This window comes from Spirochaetota bacterium (assembly GCA_034190085.1).
Classification (GTDB): domain Bacteria; phylum Spirochaetota; class UBA4802; order UBA4802; family JAFGDQ01; genus JAXHTS01.
This window is the reverse complement of sequence record JAXHTS010000051.1, coordinates 25,800-43,649: the sequence shown is the minus strand read 5'-3', so window position 1 is coordinate 43,649 and position 17,850 is coordinate 25,800. Positions and strand designations below refer to the sequence as shown.

At 36.3% G+C, this 17,850-nt stretch carries 13 protein-coding genes; 9 read left to right on the top strand and 4 right to left on the bottom strand.

Annotated elements, in window-relative coordinates:
- Positions 1-317: 317 nt before the first annotated feature.
- Both SVZ03_09785 and SVZ03_09780 read left to right on the top strand, forming a co-directional pair.
- On the top strand, positions 318-758 hold the full coding sequence (locus tag SVZ03_09785; GenBank protein ID MDY6934497.1) for a hypothetical protein: 441 nt from the start codon (positions 318-320) through the stop codon (positions 756-758).
- Positions 759-898: 140 nt separating this feature from the next.
- Positions 899-2,026, top strand: coding sequence for an SEC-C metal-binding domain-containing protein (locus SVZ03_09780; GenBank protein ID MDY6934496.1), 1,128 nt, complete (start codon positions 899-901; stop codon positions 2,024-2,026).
- Between the two features lie 231 nt (positions 2,027-2,257).
- Here the strand turns inward: SVZ03_09780 and SVZ03_09775 are convergent, their stop codons facing one another.
- On the bottom strand, positions 2,258-4,210 hold the full coding sequence (locus SVZ03_09775; GenBank protein ID MDY6934495.1) for a hypothetical protein: 1,953 nt from the start codon (positions 4,208-4,210) through the stop codon (positions 2,258-2,260).
- A 768-nt stretch (positions 4,211-4,978) separates the two neighbouring features.
- Between SVZ03_09775 and SVZ03_09770 the strand changes: the two genes are divergently transcribed.
- The 6 genes from SVZ03_09770 to ccsA (SVZ03_09745) are packed head-to-tail and all read left to right on the top strand — an operon-like array spanning position 4,979 to position 9,884.
- Entirely contained in the window at positions 4,979-5,605 is a 627-nt protein-coding gene (locus SVZ03_09770) for an ABC transporter ATP-binding protein (GenBank protein MDY6934494.1), read from the top strand.
- A complete protein-coding gene (locus SVZ03_09765) occupies positions 5,580-6,257 on the top strand; it encodes a heme exporter protein CcmB (GenBank protein MDY6934493.1) in 678 nt (225 codons plus the stop codon). Before SVZ03_09770 ends, SVZ03_09765 begins: the two co-directional genes overlap by 26 nt.
- Positions 6,258-6,262: 5 nt before the next feature.
- Positions 6,263-6,931 carry a cytochrome c biogenesis protein CcsA gene (ccsA, locus tag SVZ03_09760; GenBank protein MDY6934492.1) on the top strand — a complete coding sequence of 223 codons (669 nt, stop codon included), beginning with the start codon at positions 6,263-6,265 and terminating at the stop codon, positions 6,929-6,931.
- Complete coding sequence (locus tag SVZ03_09755) at positions 6,921-7,337, top strand: CcmD family protein (GenBank protein MDY6934491.1); 417 nt, start codon at positions 6,921-6,923, stop codon at positions 7,335-7,337. Before ccsA (SVZ03_09760) ends, SVZ03_09755 begins: the two co-directional genes overlap by 11 nt.
- The gene (locus SVZ03_09750) at positions 7,327-7,698 is read left to right on the top strand and encodes a cytochrome c maturation protein CcmE (GenBank protein ID MDY6934490.1); all 372 of its coding nucleotides are present in this window, start codon (positions 7,327-7,329) and stop codon (positions 7,696-7,698) included. Before SVZ03_09755 ends, SVZ03_09750 begins: the two co-directional genes overlap by 11 nt.
- Positions 7,698-9,884, top strand: coding sequence for a cytochrome c biogenesis protein CcsA (ccsA, locus tag SVZ03_09745; GenBank protein MDY6934489.1), 2,187 nt, complete (start codon positions 7,698-7,700; stop codon positions 9,882-9,884). Before SVZ03_09750 ends, ccsA (SVZ03_09745) begins: the two co-directional genes overlap by 1 nt.
- A 115-nt stretch (positions 9,885-9,999) precedes the next feature.
- Here ccsA (SVZ03_09745) and SVZ03_09740 read toward each other — a convergent pair whose 3' ends face one another.
- From SVZ03_09740 to SVZ03_09730, 3 genes are all read right to left on the bottom strand, one after another.
- Positions 10,000-11,256, bottom strand: a complete 1,257-nt coding sequence (locus SVZ03_09740; protein MDY6934488.1) for a response regulator — start codon at positions 11,254-11,256, stop codon at positions 10,000-10,002.
- 243 nt (positions 11,257-11,499) lie between these two features.
- Entirely contained in the window at positions 11,500-13,488 is a 1,989-nt protein-coding gene (locus tag SVZ03_09735) for a PAS domain S-box protein (protein MDY6934487.1), read from the bottom strand.
- Between the two features lie 41 nt (positions 13,489-13,529).
- The gene (locus SVZ03_09730) at positions 13,530-16,301 is read right to left on the bottom strand and encodes a response regulator (protein ID MDY6934486.1); all 2,772 of its coding nucleotides are present in this window, start codon (positions 16,299-16,301) and stop codon (positions 13,530-13,532) included.
- Between the two features lie 570 nt (positions 16,302-16,871).
- Here SVZ03_09730 and ispE point away from each other — a divergent pair.
- Positions 16,872-17,777, top strand: a complete 906-nt coding sequence (ispE, locus tag SVZ03_09725) for a 4-(cytidine 5'-diphospho)-2-C-methyl-D-erythritol kinase (GenBank protein ID MDY6934485.1) — start codon at positions 16,872-16,874, stop codon at positions 17,775-17,777.
- The last annotated feature ends 73 nt before the right edge of the window (positions 17,778-17,850 follow it).

Below are 17,850 nucleotides of genomic sequence, written 5' to 3'. Positions count from 1 at the left end.
TGATGTTTTCCTTGGTAATGATGGTCTTATTATTGCTGAAAGAAAGAGGAAGCTTAATAAAGCAAAATTACAAAGAATAGAAAAGAATAAAGGATTATTTAGATTATTAAGAGAGGAAATACCCGCTTAATTTTTAGTGAAAAAATTTTCGTTTTCATTGAAGCGATACAAGTTTTCATTAGTCCTTGACTTAAGTATATTTTTATTAAACAAAAATCGGGTAAACCATTTGGGATCAGGATATAGACTGCAGTTGCCTCGCTCTTCCGGACACTCCTTTAAGCTTATTACCGATAATAAGCTTAAAGGAGTAAGTAATGAGTTCAAGAAGAAAATACGATAGACAATTTATAATTGATACAATCTCTTTACTAAAGAGAAACTTGAAAGGCACAAAATATTCCTGTTCAAGGAGACGAATAGTGAGAATTATGCGAGAGAACAATATAATAGCCCGGAAGAAACATAAATATAGGATTACTACAGATTCCGCACATAATTATCCAGTATCTCCGAATCTTATTAATCGTAATTTCACAGTTGATACAGCTACTGTTTGTTGTGTAAGCGATATAAATTATATATCTACAAGGAAAGGGTGGCTCTATCTCTGTATAATTTTTGATTTGTTTTCAAAAATGATTGTAGGCTGGTCAATGGCATCTCATATTAAAGTTGATCTTGCTATAGATGCACTGACAATGACTGTTATGCATAGGAAGCCGATGCATGAAGGATTCATGAGTGGAATTGACTGAGGAGATACCTGAGTACTGGTAGGTTATGAAAATAAAACATATTGTTAATAAAATAGGAAGTGACAAAACTGTAAGAACTCCGCCAAACCCTAATCTCCAATGCAGTAACAGGTAAAATCGATGTAAGGGAGGAAGTATAAATGACAGAAAAGTTCGGAAGAAATGAACCATGTCCATGCGGAAGCGGGAAGAAATATAAGAAGTGCTGTCTTTTGAAAGATACCATTGTCTCAGGGGAGATGTTCAATGAGGATGCGTTGAAAGACTATCAGGATATGATGGATAACTGGGATCATGAAAAAAGTCCATCACCAACCTTCATGGAATATATGGACAATCCTAACCTTGCGACAAAGGCCATTCATGATATGAATAAACTTGCTGAAGGGCGGGAGTTTCAGTCTAAAGAAGAGCTTCAGGCATCTATAAATGAACATATGAAGGCAAGAAACAATGCTCCTTTAAAGGAATTTCTTGGCCTTTCCCCTATCCAGATGAATTCAATGTTAAACAATGACATTGACGGGAATGGTCATATTCTTAAGATTAATAGAAATCTCCCTGCATTGTCAGTACAAGATGTTCCTGCCTTAAAGCAATGTCATTATATTCTTAATAAGATTGGGGAGCAGGAGAAGGGTTTAAAGGCCACACAAAGAGGGAATCTTCCAAGGGCCATTGTTCAGGACTTTTATGAAACCTTCGTAAAAGACAATTCCACAAGCCACAGTAAACCGATGAAGGAGGATGATGTTAAGGATATTCAGAGGTCAAAGTACTTTCTAAATGATACTGGCTTTATCAAGTTACAGAAAGGGAAATACAGTCTAACACATAATGGCAGGAAACTGCTCAAATACTTTGACGCAGTTGGATTTTATCTGCTTTTATTTAACTACTTTGCAGAGACTTATAACTGGCTCTATGGAACCTATTTCCCTGATACAATGGAATTTCTTCAGCGTTCATTCCTATTTTGCCTTTATTTGATAAAGTCAAAGGCGAATTCTTTTATTGCTGGTGACAAACTGGCGCAAACATACCTGAATGCATTCCCTAAACTTATAGAAGATATAGACTCTAATTATGGAGAAACCATGGTTCTAAGCGGATTTTGTTATCTTTTCTGTGAAGAATTTGCATGTTATCTAGGTCTTATGGATATGAAAAAAAAAAAAGATTTATTATATAGAAGGGAGTTTCAATTCAAGACCACTGAACTCTTTAATAAACTTATTATATGGAAGCTGCCCATCGGCTCCGCTTAGGGAATACTCGGGGAACGACTGGGGTTTGCTTAATGAACATCAAGAGAAAAACCGAATGCTGAGCGAAGACAAAGCACCAACAACCCCTGTGCTGAGCAAAGCCGATGCACGGACAAGCTCCATTTCGTGAGCAATAGATAATTATATTCCGCTTGTTAAGCATAGTATAGCCATGGAGCTATAAATGACAGTAGACCATCTTGTAAGATGTAAAAAATAATAGAAGAATGTTCAATCAGTAGTTAAATATTTCTCAAGATATTCAGTGAGATCATTTATATTTTTTCTTATCATTGATTTAAATTCCGGCGGAATGTTTTGAGACATTACAACCTTATAGTAGTTTATGGCATCCCTCACCCTTCGCCTTTGAATAAAACCATTAGCCTTTTCGAGCATTGGCTTAAATTTGTAGAAGGAGTGCTCTAAAATATTTTGTTCTCGTGATAGACTAAATTCATCTGGCAGCTTGGTAAAGTCGTAACTCACCTTTAGAATCGGCAGCTCTTTTTTCTTTCTCCTCTCATGCTGAAGGAATTTCTTATAGAATTTCTCTTCCTCACTTTGCTTCTTCTCCAACTCGCTATCAGTAATATCATACATCAAGTCATCATCTTCTCTCTTATCACCAATTATTTCAAAAGCATCTCTCTCTCTCTTCTTGTCATCCGCCATAATCTTTCTGAAAATATCCTCATCAGAAACCCTATCAGTATCATCATCCCTCCCATATTCACTTAAAAGCTCAAAATCATAATTTTCCTCATCCTCTGTCGTTTTTATGTAATTATTAGCCTCAGCATCACTTTTGTTCTCATCAATTCTCGCTTCTTTAGGTGTTGCTTCACTCTTGGTTGTAGCGTCTATCTCATCCTGTTTATTGTCTTTAAATTCTATGGTCTCCGGTTCAGGTGGCGCTAATGACGGCATGGCCCCCAACTTGTCCAGATCTGTCTTAACCTCGGGTTCCGCTGGGCCAGGGGAATCGAATTTAACCTCTGTTAATGTTGGCTTCTTCTCACTCTCAATAACTTGAGAGACGAGTTTGTTGTTTATCTCTCTCTCAATTTCTCTCCTGATATCATTATATATATCCTTTTTTAATTTTGCTGCTTGCGCTTCTGATTCCTGCTTATCCTTTAACAACTTGAGTTCATGCAAATCTTCCTGTGTTTTTTTCTCATCTTTTGACAATTGTGTTATTGCATCGCTGATATTCTGCATCTCCTCCCTTAGCTTTGAGAGTTCAGCTTCCTTTTGCCGCTGAATCTCTTCTTCCATGCGAGCTTCATCACGTAGCCGCTGACTCTCTTCCTTGAATGTGACAAGCTGATTGATTTCATCTTTCAGCGCTTCGATCTCTGATTCATATTTTTGTATTTCTTTCTTATTTTTGTCCTCAACATCAGCCTCATCCCTAGACTCAATCAATTGACTAATCTTATTCTTTAACTCATCTATCTCCGTTTTATGTTCCTCTACTAACCTCTCCCTCTCCCTTTCAATATCAATAACCTTAGCATCAACGATCTTCTTTGTTATCTCTTCAGCTATCTTGTTTGTATCAATTTGTGGTTCAACATCTGTCTTGGGTGGTGGAACAGGCGTATCAACACCTATTCGAATTTTTTCAGGTATTGAGAAAGGGCCATCAATTGACAATTTAATCTCATTAGATCTCGCTTCTCTTTGTCGTCTTTCCAGATCCTCCCTCTTCTTCCTTTGCTGATTTTCTTCATACTTCTGTATGTATTCAATATTTTCTAAAATCTTTGTATTAACATCAGTATCCCTTATCCTCTCATTAACACCCTCATATAGCGAAATGGCAGTGGCAGAATCACCCTTTCTCGCATATATCTCCCCGTTGAGAAGGGTCCTTCTATAGATCCTAAATCTTGATGTCTCAGGGATTATTTCATCAATTAAATGTGGAAGCGAGAACTCATCATCCACAACTCCATACTTATCCTCCCTCGAAATATCGCTCTTTCTTCTATGTGCAGGTTGATCCTTTGAATCAGGGTATCTTTCCTCAATCTCTTTGTCAGCAATTCTTCTACGGAATATTTGTTCAGGCAATTCATTATTTATTTCCCTTTCTGAGGATTCCTCCTTGCTAAAAAGGGCCCAGAAGAGTATGGCTAAAATAATTATAATGCTGATTACTAATATAGAATTCATTGTTTCTCTATAATATAAGGTAATTTATCCTTGCAAGTATATTATTCTTGTATGCTTTTATCTCAATAATTTTATAGCTCTTGCTAACGAAAGGCGAGAGAAGAGCAATTCAATTCTAACTTTAACCGCTGCTATACTTTAACATTACTCTATATAGAAATCAATACATTTGTGTCTATGAATTGAGAATATCTGATTTACCTTATTCTAGGTATATCAGATATTACAATACCTTAACTCATTGTAATTTAATTCTTCTGGGATAATTGTGTACATTCTCAAATAATTGTAACAATACCCTATTCGGTTCTCCCTATTGATGATGGAAGAATAATCCTAAAATGACATTTTAATACATCCTTTTGATAGGGGCGATATAAAAGGCTTGAAATAGAATTATATTCCCTATATAATCTGTTATCATAGATGAAGATTGGTATTTACAACCAGAATTACATTTAGTTCTTTCCGATCAAATCCGATTTATGCAGAAATATTAATAATAGGTTCTCCCCACCTGCATTCGGTTAGGATGGGGATTCATTTCTACAACACCGGAAACATTAATTTGTTACTATGTAATGAGTCATACAGGGTTATTGATAGCACTTTATAAATATTATAATGAATAATTATGTCATAAACTTTGAGATGTTGAATCGCAATAATGCTGCCAATTTCTTGGATTATTAACAAACCTAAATGTATAACAAAAATTAAATTTTTAGTCAGCTAAGTTCCAGTACACTAACAAAAGAGCAGAAAAAATTGACACCGAATAATCCTTTTTCAATCAACGCAAAAGGCATAATTAAAAGATTCAATAGTTACACTGTTTTCAAGGATATCTCTTTCTATATAAGCGCTGGAAATTCACTTGCAATAACTGGAGCAAATGGCTCTGGCAAGTCAACCCTGCTTGAGATTATTGCAGGAATACAGAAACCCACAAAGGGAAGAATAGAATACCAATATAATGGACAAGAGATTACTCATAATGACCTTATTACACATATTGGATTTGCAAGCCCTAAGATGAATCTCTATAACGAGCTTACTGGATTAGAAAACATTCAATTTGTTTTAGAATCGGATAAAAGCGCTTATGTGAATGTTGACAATCTTCTAAAACGATTTGATCTACATATAGATCAGGACAAAAGCGTGAAATACTATTCTTCAGGGATGAAACAGCGATTAAAGTTGTTGCTGGCAATTATTAGGAATCCAACAGTCCTGCTTTTAGATGAGCCGGGATCTAATCTTGACGCTAAGGGGAAGGAGACAATATATTCATTTCTTGAATACATGAAGGAAAAAAAATTAATAATTATTGCAACAAACGAAGAGGAGGAGGCCTGCATCTGCAATGATAGAATCGATCTTGGCAAGTAGCGTTGTTAGCAATTTACAGAAAGACTTTCGAATAGAGTTCAGAAATCGTTATGCGCTGAATGTTTCAATATCCTTTGCGATTATTTCGACCCTCGCTATCAGCCTTTCTTCAGGTGGCATCCCGATTTCCAACAAGATGCAATCAGTCCTGTTCTGGATAATACTATTCTTCAGCGCAATGAATGGGCTTTCTCACATCTTCATAAGGGAGGAGGAGCAAGGAACCTCCCTCTTTTTGAGACTAAACGCGAAGCCAGAAGTAGTTCTCACATCAAAGCTGCTCTTCAACATTTCCCTTTTTTTTCTTCTGCAGGTTGTTGTTACTCCTCTATTTATATTCTTCCTGCAGATGAATATACTATCACCGATAACCTTTGTTTTTACTATAGGCGCCGGAGGGTTTGCAATATCCTCAAGCACTACCATCTTAGCAGCGATTGTCGCAAAGGCCGGGGGCAGGGGCTCCCTTTTTACTATCATCTCCTTCCCCATTGTGCTTCCCATACTATGGATATCCATTAACTCAACAACCAGGAGTCTGGAAGTGGCTAAATACACAGGATATGAGAATCTGGTTTTTTTGCTTGCATTTTCAGCAGCAATCATTGCCTTATCCTTTATAATATTTGAATATATCTGGATGGATGAATAGAATAAATGAAAATACTCAAAATCGTCTATATCATTATGCCCATCACCATTAGCCTCGCCTATCTCTGGGCTCCCCCTGCTGAGATTTTGGGAGAATCCAGCAGAATACTCTATTTCCACGTTCCTTTAGCATGGGTTTCAACGCTAGCCTTTTTAGTTTCTGGAATCGCTTCAATAATATTTCTTTATGATAGAGAAAAAAAATTCATTTTAATTGAGGAAAAAGCCTATAACTCCGCCAGATTGGGGATGCTATTTACCATCTTGACTATTATCACTGGATCAATCTGGTCAAAGATAAGCTGGGGAGCCTACTGGAATTGGGATCCACGTCAAACATCTATCGTAATCTTACTACTAATCTATATCGCATATTTTAGTCTTAGATCGGCTCTTGCGGATAATCCCAATAAGGGGAGGCTCGCTTCTTCATTCCTTATCTTCGCTATGATCACTGTGCCCTTCTTTGTCTTTATTATACCTAGATTATACCCTTCATTGCATCCTGATCCTATAATAAATCCTGATGAAAAAATTCATCTGGATGAAAAGATGCAGATTACCCTTTTAGTATCCCTTGTCTCTTTCACACTTGTTTATCTTTACATCTTTTCAATACAAAACAGGTTATCAAAAATAATGCTAAAGACCGAGGAAAAATATCATGAGGAATAAATACGCGATTATCATTATAGGCGCACTGCTCTTTATCAGCTTCACTTCTATAACTCGTCCCTTAATGTCCCCAAAACAGATAATCGCATCAGCACATTTCACATATCCCTTAAGCTATAGCGATCACTATAATGTATCTAAATCCCGATATTATACAAATAGCATCTATGTCCATTCTGTTACCTCAAACGGAAACAACCTCTATGCGGATGAAAAATCGGATAACAACATACAGATGATCGAGAATAGTTCTTATAGCGCTGCCTATGAGGATGAAAATCGCAGATGGAGCATTCTCATTAAGGTGATGCTCATAACGCTTATAATATGGTTTGGATTGAGCCTTTATATCTATTTAATAGACAAAAAAATCAAAAAACTGGAGAAAAAGATAGATGAACTATAAGAAGATAATTATATTTGCTTTTATAATAATCTTTATCGTCATAGCCCTCTATTCATTGAGTGGTGTGCTTACACCCTATGTTTCCTTTCAAAGCGCAATGGATTCGGGCAGCTATGTTCAGGTAATCGGCAAACTGGACAAGTCCGTTGCCGCAGAACATTATGAAGGCTACTTTACCTTTAAACTGGATGATAAAGATGGCACTCCAATGAATATAATCTACAGAGGCACGAAACCATTAAATTTTGATCATGCCAATCAGATAGTAGCACTGGGATCTTTTAACATTCAACAGAAGATATTTGAGGCGGAAAAGATTCTTGTTAAATGTCCATCAAAATATATAAAGGAAAACCAATAATGAATATAGGAACAATACTGATATACTTTACATTTGCAACATCCATTATCTCGATCTTTTTTTTAGCAAAGAGCCATAAGGGCGGCGAGTCCGACATAATCAAGGCAGAGAGGTTGTTTTATCTATCGGGAATATCCATAACCCTAACATTGATTCTGCTCCTCTTTGCATTTTTAACTAATAGCTTCAACTTTAACTATGTATATAATTATTCATCAAATGACCTTCCGCTTGTATATAAGATAACAGCCCTATGGGCAGGCCAGGAGGGAACATTTCTTCTTTGGATATTCCTGCTCTTTATCTTTGGCCTTATTATCATTAGATCTAAGGATGAAAACGAAAACATACTCCTCGGCATCATCATTTTAGCTCAATTATTTATACTATTAATTCTTTGCATTCACGGACCCTTCGAATATGTATGGGAACGCTTCCCCAATCGCTTTAAACCCAACATGATCCCGCAAGACGGCTCCGGTCTTAATCCGCTGTTGCAGGACCCCTGGATGGTAATCCATCCCCCTGTTCTCTTTGTTGGATATGCATCCGCAGTAATACCCTTTGGCTATGCAATAGCGGGTCTTTTCAAGAATGATTATAAATCATGGATAAACAGATCCTATAAATGGATTCTATTCTGCATGGCATCACTAGGGATGGGGATATTCTTAGGGGGTTACTGGGCATATAAGGTGTTGGGCTGGGGTGGATACTGGGGATGGGATCCAGTGGAAAACTCATCCCTCATACCATGGCTCTTCATTGTTGCGCTAATGCATGGGATGAATATCCAGAAGAGAAAGGGGGCCCTGATCAAAACAAACCTATTCCTTGCCATAATATCTTTTATAACTGTTCTATACAGCACCTTTCTCACAAGGAGCGGCATACTCTCAGATTTCTCCGTACATTCATTCAGTGATCTCGGGATATCAATTTACTTAATATTATTCATCGTCTTCTTCTTATTATTGGGGGCAGTGCTCTTGATTAAGCGTTTCTCCGATATTGAGTCAAGTCCGCTCAGCAACAAAATATTCACAACCGACAACATAATAAGCTATGGGATAATCACCCTCTCATTCTATTCTCTCTTTATACTAATTGGAACATCCATGCCCATTTTATCAAAAGTATTTTTATCCAATCCAACATCCGTTAAAGCAACATTCTACAACAATATATCTATACCCTTGGGTTTACTTATTCTCGCATTTATAGCCCTTTCCTCAATTTTCAATTTCTCTAAGAGCATAAACATTAAAGGTATAATTACAATATCTGTCATATCCCTAATCCTTGCCATTCTAATTAATCTACAGCATACCCATAATGTTTTCGCCTATACTTTTGCAGTCGCTGCGCTGTTCGTAGTATTGCAAAATATTGTTGACTTGCGTAAGTATAAACTAAGGGTTATTACATCATCGCGTCTATCCCATATCGGAGTAGCTATATTAGTCATTGGCATAATAACGTCAAATCTTCATTCCTATTCAATTCAGAAGAATCTTATCCAAGAAGTAGAGGAGGAGATAGACTCTGTAAAGCTGACATTCAAGGATATCACCAAATCAATGAGAGCCAGCCTGCGGTTTCTATACAGCGATGGAGGAGAGACGATGGAAATTGAGACTGAGTATTACATCAATAGAAAGACAAACTCGCTCTACAGAGAGCCATATGTAGACTACGGTTTCTTTAGGGACGTCTATGTCTCACCCGTGGAATATAAATCGGGTTTAGAGGGCAGAGGGGAAATAATACTCCTAAAGGGCGAGGAAAAAGAGATTCAAGACCTAAAAATAAAATTTATTGGATTTGAAATCAACAAACAGCATATGAAGGCCGGAACCCCTGAACTCTTCGCAAAGCTAAGTGTCAATAGTATGGGGAAGAACTATTTTCTCAAGCCCGGACTAAAAATAATAAACAAAGACATGAAAGTGCCGATTGATGTAAAAATTCCTCATACAAATAGAAAAATATCCATGATGAGGTTTGATATCAAACACAAAAAGGTGCTCATCTTTGTAGACCCGGGAAAGGACGCCCCAATACAGCCTGATTCAGCAATAGTGGAGGTCTCTTTCAAGCGTCTCATATGGTTAGTATGGCTCGGTACAATTCTGATATCCTTTGGCAGTTTCTTTGCAATTAGGAGATCATTGGAAAAACAATAGATCTCTGGATCTCGATTTCATATTGCTGCTATAAGTTTGCGATAGTTTTGGGCTACTCTTACCTTATTTTGAGGTTTAATAAAGGCTTGAGGTTTTATTAATGGTTAAGTTCCAATTATGGAATTACTGGTAGCAGGATTTCAGCAAGCACGCTGCTCTTTATACTATCGTGTGTATGATCCTTAACATCATGTATCATAAACATTCCGTTGTGTTTTCTGATTATATTATCAACTACTGACAGACCAAGCCCAAGACCATATTTCTCAACCATGCCAATCGTTTCATCTGGAGGTAGAAGCCTAAAAAATGGCTCCAAGACAAGCTTCTCATACTCTGGCGGGACCCCTCCATATGGCTCTTCATATACTTCGTTCATAAAGGAGAGCCAAAAATAACCCTCTTTTATTTGGGAGAATATATTTATAGCGCTCTTATGAACTGCATATTTGTATGCGTTAATGAACAACTCTTCAATTATAAGTGACAGCTTTTCCATATCAACATTTATCTTACAGTTTGTCTTTAACTCAGGATAGGTTACCCGCAAATCCTTTAGGGATAAAAACGAAATGACATCAACTACCATATTAGGAATGGCAGCCACAAGCTCCGTTGCGTCAATTTGATTTAAAGAGCACTTTATTTCGAGCAGTTTTGAAATGGAATGCAGTCCCTCAAGTTGTGCATTACATATATCGTAATTATTAATGAGCAAATCTATAATCTGTTTGTCAATTTTATAAACATCCCCTGCATCCACTTTGCTTCCTTTGACTAAATCGATCAAAGTTAATAGGGATCCAAAACCTGTTCCCTGAGTGATGGAAGTCTTTAAATTGTATATCGATTTTATATCAGTATCATCCTTCTCCGATACCCTTCTATCTTCCTTGTAATTTAGCCATTCTATTTGGTTTCGTATTTTAGCACCGGCATTAAGGTTCAGATTTCTTTCCATATCCTTGAGATATTTATACTCCAGGCTCTTATGAATAGCTTTTTGAAATACTTCAAGATCAATCGGCTTTACAATATAATCAAAGACATCCAATTTCATTATATCGATAATTGTATCTGCAGTATCCAGGGCTGTTTGTACTAATACTACGGACTCAGGGTGCTTTTTCTTCAGATTCTGGATAAAGATTCGACCATCCATAACCGGCATTATTAAATCAACAATATAGATAGAGAAGGTATTCTTTTCAAGTAATTGCAATCCCACCTCTCCGTTCTCAGCAATCTCGCAAGGGATGCCCATTTTTTTGCATATTCCCTTCAGGAGATCCTGATTTTCCTTTACATCCTCAAGGATTAAAATCGGATTTCTAGGTTTAAGCTCTGGGGACATAGTCTGAATCTTGCTCATGTAAAACCTCCTGTATGATTTACATATCAGAAACTTAACCGTTTATATTCAATCACCTTTGAGTTCGTTGTATATAATATATTTTTTCATTGTAGAATGATCTCTAAACCATGTTATCATATAGAAACCACCCGAAAATTATATTATAACGTACAAATGATCTATTACTTGGTTTATATTGAGTGAATGCTAATTTGATACAAATAACAGAGATTTTATTAATCAAGAAGAATAAAATCACCCCTACTCTAATCTGACCTTACTATTAAAATTATCAATTGTCGCTGGCTTTGAATATATAGCCAGAGGCAACCTAACTGTAAAGATGCTTCCCTTCCCCACTTCGCTTTTTAGAGAGATTGTGCCTTTATGAGCTTTTATGATTCCCTGCGCAATTGTAAGGCCTAATCCAGCACCCTCGGTTTCACGTGTCAATCCTGATTCCACCTGTGTAAAATCTCTAAATATAAGATCTTGATCCTCTTTCCTTATCCCAATGCCCCTATCAATTATATCTATTTCAATATGGTTATTCTGTACATGTGATAATATTTTTATCTTCTCGCCAGTGGCACTATATTTTATTGCATTGGATAGCAGAATTCTAAAGACTTGCTCTATTTTATCTCTATCGCCTAAAATCCTGAGTGGCTTCCCATCACTTACCCTATTCTCAATTGATATCTCCTTGCTGTCAGCTTCATATGAAAATGACGAAACACATCTCGAAAGAATATCCTGTAAATGGATGAATCCACGATTAAGCTCTATTCTGCCAGCATCAATGCTTGTGTATTCCAAAATATCGTTAATAGTATTCAAAAGACGCTTTCCTGAAGAGAGTATATTATTGGCATGTGTATTGTAGGTCTCTTCATCATAACCCATAATCATCAGTTTCGAAAATCCTAAAATTGAGTTTAGAGGAGTCCTGAGTTCATGACTCATAGTGGAGAGAAATTCGCTCTTTGCCCTATTAGCAGACTCTGCCAAATCCTTAGCCTTAATAAGCTCAATGGTGCGTTCTTCAACAAGTTCTTCAAGGTGTTCCTTATGCTTTAGCAGTTCCGCTTCTATTCGCTTACGATCAGTGATATCACGTGAATTGACTATTAAACATGATACTCTATTCTTATTATCAATATATGGATTGAATATGGATTCTAATATTCGCCATGAGCCATTTTTGTGATGAAATCGATTCACCCTCAATAATGGGGTATCGGACTTACTCTCCACTCCATTGTGAAGCAATTCATTAAGGGTATTGGTCAAAATCTCTAGATCATCGGGATGTATGAAATCAAGGAATTTCATACCAATTATATCTATAGGATTATAACCGAGTAAGCGGTCAATTGAAGGACTTTCATATAAAATTATTCCCTCGTCATCTAAAAGTGAAATAATATCTGAACCATTTTCGATCATCATTCGAAATTGCTCTTCACTTTTCTTCAATGACTCCTCAGCTCGTCTGCGTGCGGTGATGTCTTTGCTGAAGGTTGCAATCTGCGTGACTCTCCTCTGTTCATCAAAGACAGGGTACAGGCTGTTCTCAAAGATAAATCCTGATCGTTCATCCAAATAATGTACTGATTTTTTAGTTTCAATTACCTCGGATGTCAATTTTTTTCTTAATTCGGCTAAATTTGACGGAAAGAAATCCCAAATACATTTACCTATCATCTCATCAACATCTTTTCCTAATTTTATTGCAGCAGTCCTGTTCATCTCAATGATATTCCCATGAAGATCAAGCAGAGACATAGACTCCGTAGGAGCATTTAAAAGCACACGAATAGTGACCTCTTTCCAGCGGAGATTATCTTCAATCTTTTTGCGCTCAATAGCATATTTTATTGATTTTTCCAGCAAATATATATCATGTTTTCCCTTAATTAAATAATCTTGAGCGCCATTGGCTATTGCCTCTGCGCCGAGATCATCCTCATGTTCTCCAGTAATAACAATAATCGGAAGGTGGGAACTTTTTTCCTTAATCTTTAGCAGAGTATTCAAGTTCATACTATCTGTCAAATTTAGATCCAACAGGATAACATCATAATGATTATTATCTAAAATATTTAGCGAATCAAAGAGAGAGGCAACCGATTCTGTTTGAAAGAGGGTTGTAGTAGATTTAGATAACATATATTTATAAAACTCGATACTCGTTATGCTGTCATCTACTATAAGCACTTTAATCGAATTGTCAGCAATTTCTTTCAATTTTCTCACCTCAACTTGGGATTGTTTTTAAACTAAAATTTTCAGCTTAAATTACTCCTTAAACAATCGCTCAATCTATCAAAATCTATGGGTTTTGATATATATCCATCAAATCCATTTTTCAATAATTCCTCCTCTACCCCCTCCATCGAATAGGCAGTAAGGGCAATAACAGGTATGTTATGTTTAATTTTTATAGCCTTCATTGCGTCAATACCGTTTAGTTCATCCATTCTAATATCCATAAGAACAAATGAGATGGGATTTCTTTCCAATAGGTATACACCTTCCTTCCCACTTCCAGCCGTTATATGTCTCTGATTATTTAATTTAAAAAAACTACTCAAAAGAAAGCGATTCTTCTCATCATCATCCACAATTAGGATACATTTATCCTTCACCCAATGGGGATAGGTTATGCTCCCAGATTGCTTGTAAATTACATTTATATCTTCATGCTGCATAAGAGGCAGCCTGATGCTGAATGTACTTCCAAAACCCTCCTTGCTTTTGACAGTGATTGTGCCATTATGAGCCTCAATAATTGATCGCGCAATGGCAAGCCCCAGTCCGGCTCCTTCCTTTACCTGTCCCATACTATATTCTGTTTGATTGAACTCTCCAAAGATATACTCCAGATGCTTTTCCTTTATGCCGACTCCGTTATCAATCAGATCCACCTCAACAAATCCATCACTAACACGCCATACTATTTGAATACAACCGCCCTCTCCTGTAAACTTAATGGCATTGGATAACAGGTTTAGAATAACCTGCTGCAGCCTATTCTCATCACCCTTTACAATTATATTTTTGTCGTTGGTAAAATTTTTTATTGATATTTTTTTGTCATCAGCCTGAACTGACACCAATGAGATACAAGATAAAATAAGATCGGGAATATTGATAGGATTACTTGCAAATGGTATCTTGCCTGCCTCAATCTTTGAAAGATCAAGAATGTCGTTTATGAGTTTCAGAAGATGTGTCCCTGAACTAAGAATGTTGTCAATATACTCCTCATAAATATCTTCATCAAAATCTATTTTCATGAGTTTCGAGAAACCTATGATCGAATTCAGTGGGGTTCTCAGTTCATGGGTCATATTTGCTAAAAACCCACTCTTTGCTCTATTAGCAGCTTCAGCCTGTTCCTTTGCCCTTTGTAACTCCATTGTGCGAACTTCAATCAATTTTTCCAAATATTCGCTATGTCTCTTAAGCTCCTCTTCAATCCTTTTGCTCTCAACGGCCATGCTCAAAGACCTGGCTAGAGCTTCAAGCAATTGCATCTCTTCGTTCATGAATGGACCAACATCCAAATCAGGTTTTTCCTCAAGATAACAGACATCAATAGCACCCTCCTTCTTCTCAGCTATTATTATATCTGAGGATTGCATCCAAATTGTTTCTATAAAATTGTTAGTTTTATATTCTTGTCCCCTATATACTATTCTGGCACAGGTAATTTCAGGATATTTCCAACCCTGAGGTATATACTGAAGTGTTTCATGAAAAATTTTTATCAGTGAATTGTTTGGATCCTCGATAAGTTTTGAAACTTGAAATAGACAGTTCAGTTCCCGAATTCGATCAGATAGCATTTCTCGAAAAGCATCCTTCTCATTTTCAATTCGCTTATTATAGGTGATATCACGCGAATTTACAATATAACAAGCTACCTTGGCCGAATTATCGTATACAATTGATATCATAGACTCAAGAACACACCATAAACCATCTTTATGCCTAAAACGATATACTATTGTTGTACCTAGCCCATTAGTACCTGCAACCCCTTGAATTGCATTTATTAAATATTTTTTTTCATCAGGATGTACGAATTCAAAAATATCCTCACCTATAAGGTCATAGGGCTTATATCCCAGCAAACGTTCTATTGAAGGACTCTCATATAGCACAATGCCATCATAATCAATAATTGTAATGAGATCTGACATGTTTTCAATAAGCATCTGATAATGCTTTTCAGTCTGTAATAATGCCCTATTTGTCTGCTTTCTCTCTTCAATATCGCGTATTACTCCAGTGATACAGACTGGATCAGCCTTATTATCCCTAGGCAAAGCAATCACTACTTCAGTCATGACTGTGGTTCTATCCCGACGAATCAGCTCGAGTTCAAGTGTTATTGGTTCATCTCTCTTCTCCGACCCTTCATCCCTTTCCTTAAATAATACCTTTGCTGCAGTCTCAAAAGAGGATGTTGTCAATAATTCCTTGGCCATCCGATTCATCATCTCATCAACACTATAACCGAGCAGGCGTGTAATAGAAGGACTTATATATGTAAGATTAAAATTCATATCCATAGTAAATATCACATCGGTTGAATTCTCTGCAAGAAGTTGGTAACGCCTTTGGCTATTCTCTATCTCCTTCTTCGTCTTATTGATCTCAATTACATGACGAAAGGCGTGTGTCAGCAAATATCCGTTTATATGTTCTTTAACAAGATAATCCTGAGCGCCCTTTCTCAATGCAGTTATAGCTAGTTCTTCCTCATCCTGTGAGGTTAATACTATGATAGGAATATCAGGGAACTGGCTTTGTATTTTGATGAATGTATCCAATCCCTTTACGGGAGGAGGTGAGATATCGTGCAGAATTATATCAATATCTGATTTATATAAGCGCTCCTGTCCTATATTCACCAGATCTAGTATAGATAACTCTATCTCATAACAGCTAACGTCAGCTATTATATCCCTTATATGTTGAATATCCAAGGGATTATTTTCGATTAGCAAAATTTTATAGATATTGGAATTAGTTGAAGATTTCCCCTTCATCTATATTTTCTCCTTATGTCAGTACTAACTTCGATCATAAAATATATTTAATTCCCTCCCCAACAAGGGGGAGGGATAAGGGGGAGAATGGGATTGCTAGAAAAAGTCACTCAATCAATAATACTATCATTCATTATGGCATACAATTCGTGGTGATATAAATACTATCAATACATATTAAATGCTATTCTTAAGTTTTCACCAATTGGCAAGGGGACTGAATTACAGATTAGACACATACAATCCCTAAAATATCAAATTCAGCCTATACCATAAAATGAAAAAAGTCAAAGAAAATTATTTATAGCGCTATTTGAATTGGCATTACTAAATATTTCCTTGACAAATATGAATATATTTATTATTTTAGCTAATCAATAATAAACATTCTACTCAAGAAAATACTTGACCTGTTTACACTACTTCTCCAAAAGGTTAAGGAACATCATTAAACAACCTTGGCGAACCTGAAGCCAAAGAGATGTAAGGTGCTTTGACTGGTTCAGTATATACACCATAACAGTGTAGAAAATCTACCAAAAAAGCAAATAATAATGGCTAAAATATTAATTGGAACTTATATCTAAAGCCTATGCAAAAGTAAATTTGCACCTCCAGGTCCTAAACAGGAGGATAGATGGTTTTCATAACATTTTTAGCCTCAATGCTAATATAGATATATTTGATCTTTTAAAACTGAACATAATTGATATCTTTACTAATCCAAATCTGGAAGGATTAATAAAGATAATCCCTGATGGAGGAAGGCATGAAAATGTAATTCATTCGATATCAGAGAAGGAAAATCTAATATCAAGATCAGTTGAATTATATTTAAATAGAATTGGGAGGAAGGGTCGAATATCAGTATCGATTGAAAAGAATATACCTGCTGGGGCAGGTTTTGGAGGTGGAAGCAGTGATGCTGCGGCAATATTAAGATTATTGAATGATTATTTTCAAGGGATTGATGAGAGTGATTTACTTAAAATTGGATTAGAATTAGGCGCTGATGTCCCCTATTGCCTCACTGGAGGATTTGCAATATGTGAAGGGATAGGCGAAAAGATAGAGAAGATCCAAGGGGGCTTGAGTAATTCTGTACTTTTCGTAAACACGGGCATACATGTGGATACAAGGAGTGCCTATTTGGCATTAGGTAGAACTCATAAATTGCCATATAATAAAGAAAAATTAGATGACAAACGGCTGATAATCCTCGAAGGTATCAGAAATTACAATTTAGATTATATTAAACCAGTATTATTAAATGATTTTGAAAAGCCAGTCTTTGAAAAATACCCTGAGATCAGAGTAATAAAAGAAGAGATTATGAGCAATAACCCAGACTATGTTACCATGACCGGAAGTGGATCAAGCCTTATAGCATTGTTTCGCGATTATCATAAGGCTGAGTTATCTGAGAGAAGCTTAAGGAAAATAGGACGAGAGGCATGTATCACAAAATTTTGTTAGATTTGATTGATGTTAAATACTTCATCTTGAATCTGAAATAGAATAGATTGCTAATAACTAATATATACTTCAA

Coding starts and splice junctions, on each gene's coding strand:
- SVZ03_09780 (MDY6934496.1), top strand. CDS start 899: ATGACAGAAAAGTTCGGAAGAAATGAACCATGTCCATGCGGAAGCGGG.
- SVZ03_09740 (MDY6934488.1), bottom strand. CDS start 11,256: ATGAGCAAGATTCAGACTATGTCCCCAGAGCTTAAACCTAGAAATCCG.
- ccsA (MDY6934489.1), top strand. CDS start 7,698: ATGAATATAGGAACAATACTGATATACTTTACATTTGCAACATCCATT.
- SVZ03_09775 (MDY6934495.1), bottom strand. CDS start 4,210: ATGAATTCTATATTAGTAATCAGCATTATAATTATTTTAGCCATACTC.
- SVZ03_09765 (MDY6934493.1), top strand. CDS start 5,580: ATGATAGAATCGATCTTGGCAAGTAGCGTTGTTAGCAATTTACAGAAA.
- SVZ03_09750 (MDY6934490.1), top strand. CDS start 7,327: ATGAACTATAAGAAGATAATTATATTTGCTTTTATAATAATCTTTATC.
- ccsA (MDY6934492.1), top strand. CDS start 6,263: ATGAAAATACTCAAAATCGTCTATATCATTATGCCCATCACCATTAGC.
- SVZ03_09785 (MDY6934497.1), top strand. CDS start 318: ATGAGTTCAAGAAGAAAATACGATAGACAATTTATAATTGATACAATC.
- SVZ03_09755 (MDY6934491.1), top strand. CDS start 6,921: ATGAGGAATAAATACGCGATTATCATTATAGGCGCACTGCTCTTTATC.
- SVZ03_09730 (MDY6934486.1), bottom strand. CDS start 16,301: ATGAAGGGGAAATCTTCAACTAATTCCAATATCTATAAAATTTTGCTA.